This is a genomic window from Nostoc sp. UIC 10890 (assembly GCF_054786515.1).
The window spans coordinates 1-3,097 of the sequence record NZ_JBSGKF010000080.1 but is presented as its reverse complement, the minus strand read 5'-3'; the positions used below and the strand labels follow the sequence as shown (position 1 = coordinate 3,097).

The window sequence follows — 3,097 nt, the reverse complement described above, 5'->3', positions numbered from 1 at the left end:
CTCTCTGGTATGGGGTTTTATATGACCCAAATAAAAAGCGGGTGCAGGTTGCTGGACGAGATTTGGCGGCGAAGTTATTGATTTACATTTTGGGTGGAGTTCAGGATCACATGGAATCTGCTGAACTTCGTAAGGCTTTAGCAGATGCTAGGACTGTGGAAAATAGAACAATAGGCTTTGATGGAGAGTTTGTTGAACCTAAGCAAGTAGGATTTCCACCCGTCCTGTAATTGCTGATATTGACATCTAGAAACATAACCAAAATATTCTATTTTTAAAAAAATTCAACCTTCAGGGTTTTCACTAAGTACTTCTTGCCTAAGCTTCTCAAAACGTTTTTCCAAGAGCGCCTTAAGTACTGACTTAGCACTCTTTTTCTGTTTTTCTTCAGAAGCTAATAATATGTCTCTATATTCGTGTTCAACAGCTTCAACAGATAATAAATGATGATGTAAAAAGTCAATGCTTTCATTATTACCTTCTAAAGCAGATTGAAGTTCTAATTTCATAAAAGATGGATTATCTGACCAATAACGATTTGCCTTAGCCGAAATCCAAGAGAAATTTAATGGAGAGTTGATTGGATGATCTTCATTTCTACCTATTTTTTCACCTGTAAACTTGAACCATGAGTTCACGGCGAAAAGATGATCAGCTTGAAGATCATCACGGTCAGAGTGAAGCGTCAAACCTCGCTGTAGTTCATTATCACTGCTACTCTTATCTCTAAATTTAAAGTCTGACAAACCATTCCTAATGGTAAATGCAAGAATTGCTAAACCCATTGTTCTATTAGCAGATGTCATTAGTGCATCTCTTGTTGAATAGCCATCTGCATCACATATCATTTCAAAACGGCTCCCTAATTTTCCATTAGAACCTAATATAGGAGTTTCAGTCAGCTGGAATTCTTCGTTACTTAAATCAGAGATTTCCTCCCACTTGATTGCAGGTTTCGAGAGATATGCTAATAATCTAGGAATATCTGCTAGAACTCTTTTATCGATTGAAGAGTGAGCCTTTTGGTAAGCTCCCCCAAAAAGAGAACCCCAATACCACCACTGGATTTTTTTCATAATAGTTCCAGTCGGATCTTGATGCAATTTATTCCATGTAGAATCAGTCAATATTGATGCAAGAACAAGATCCATTTGTCTATAAGGAAAATAAGACAACTTAGGAATACCAAGTCTTGCTTTCATAAAGAAATATGCACGTAAAAGTTGTTGAGCTGCTTGCTCCTGAATTGCTTGAACGGTTTTACGCGATAAATTAAGCATCAGTTTATCAGAATATCCCCAACCGTCCAGTCGCAAAATTGAACGCGCAGCCTCTTGAGGATTAGAATAACCAGAAATCGGATTGCTTCTACTTGACCAATCATCACCTAGAGCTTCTGATAATTTTGCATGTAAAACAATTATTTGAGCAAAAGGTCTGGCAATAGATTCTGGAAATTTTACGCCTTCAACCACTTGTTGAGACTCTTCATTTCTCTCGCCAAGAAAATCGCCAATATCCCAAAACTCATCTACAGTATCCTTTTTTGCAGATTCTGGAAGTAGTTTAATTGACTTTTTAAAATCTTTAAGACTTTGTACACACGCAGACTTCATAACATCTCTAAGGCTAGAATCTGTGGTAGTCGTCTTTGCAACTAATAAGTCGAATGTTTCTAATTCAACTCCCCCCATATTTATGACTGAAAAAATACCTGATAGGCGATTAAATTCTTTTGATGGTACTTCCAGAACTGGAAATTGAAATTTAATAATATTAACAAGTAATTCCTGAAGTTTGGCTCTCCAGCTTAAAAAATTTCTCTTAAGTTTTTTCCAATCTTCATCATATTTGTTTTTATCAATATCATTTCGATGATAATTATCCTTTAGTTTTTTACCTTCTATTGTCTGACTAATAATAATGTCTTGTCTTTCATCAAATAAATCTATCAAGAATTTAGTAGGATCGAATTCAAGAGATTTATCATCATCATTTTCAATATAAAGTTTGTCTAAAGGAAGATATATACCCTCTTCTAGATTAGACTGTTCTTGTAAGTCTTTAACAGTACAAAAATTTGCTAAATCAGACTCTGATTTATCGTAATAAAAGGAACTATTTTTATCTGTTTTTTTATATTTTATAAAAACGAATGCTTCACAAACTTCTTCGTGTTGCATTTCCCGGATATTAAACCATTTCAAATCTTTTAATCCAAGCTTATCTAAATTTAAAAACCATCTCAGTCTATAGTTTCTATTAAGTTCATTGCCATCAGCAAAATGATAAGTTGTCCCAAATATAAGGTCAAGAGCAGTTAATCTTTGCTGACCATCTAAAAGATAATCACAAGGATAAGCTTCACCTTTCTGCAAGTATTGTGTTGATTTGAGTCCTTTTACCTCTTCTATATCGAGATTAGCCTTTTTTAGAAAAATTTCACGCAAGGCTTTTTCAGGGATAGATAGTGGCTTGTTAACTGACATTGTTTTACTGTCAGCTTCTGTACCAATCAAAGCTTGACCCACAGGATATTCAAGTAATATTGAGGCTAGGAGAGACTGCCAACGTTCTGGGTTCCAAACAAAAGGACGTTGAAAATTTGGTAATAGTAAGTCTCCTTTACGAAGTGAGTATAATAGCTGTTCGAGAGTTCTTGACATTATTTAAATCCTTAATTTAGTTAATACGAATATAATACTGGCGAAATCTTCCACAAATTATTATAAATACTTGTCGAACCTAATTTACGATGATAAAAATCTGCTGAGATCAAATTCTTTATCTGGCTCTTGTTGGAAACGTTCAGAACTCAGAATTAATAGAAGTCTCTCTGAATAGTCTACTGCCCCTCGCAACTCCTGTTGTAATATCTCAAGACCACCATTAGCATATTCTTCAAACATACGAATGCGCTGATTTTCATATTTTTCGTTTTCATAAGATAAAATATTAAGTTCTTTAGCTTCAACAATTGCTAGTAGTTTGATTACCAAATCATATCCTTTAATTAAGAAATGTTCTTGTCCAATTGGTGACGGTTCTCTTTTAGAAATTTCCCCCAAAGCCACCCGCTTTTTATGTTTAACACCCA

2 protein-coding genes and 1 pseudogene are annotated in these 3,097 nt (G+C 34.6%); 1 reads left to right on the top strand and 2 read right to left on the bottom strand.

Translation table 11 applies throughout. The annotated features are described in order from the left end of the window. Positions 1 to 230 (top strand): annotated as a pseudogene (locus tag ACWATR_RS39115) (DGQHR domain-containing protein); the annotation flags it as partial. Between the two features lie 54 nt (positions 231 to 284). Here the strand turns inward: ACWATR_RS39115 and ACWATR_RS39110 are convergent. Then, positions 285 to 2,666 (bottom strand): DUF262 domain-containing protein, encoded by a 2,382-nt coding sequence (locus ACWATR_RS39110; RefSeq protein ID WP_460345516.1) that lies wholly within the window; start codon positions 2,664 to 2,666, stop codon positions 285 to 287. 84 nt (positions 2,667 to 2,750) lie between these two features. Beyond that, positions 2,751 to 3,097: DNA phosphorothioation-associated protein 4 (locus ACWATR_RS39105; RefSeq protein ID WP_460345513.1), on the bottom strand; the 347-nt coding region annotated here is incomplete at its 5' end.

Bases quoted from the DNA above. Each gene is read 5' to 3' on its own strand.
- ACWATR_RS39110 (WP_460345516.1), bottom strand. From the start codon at position 2,666: ATGTCAAGAACTCTCGAACAGCTATTATACTCACTTCGTAAAGGAGAC.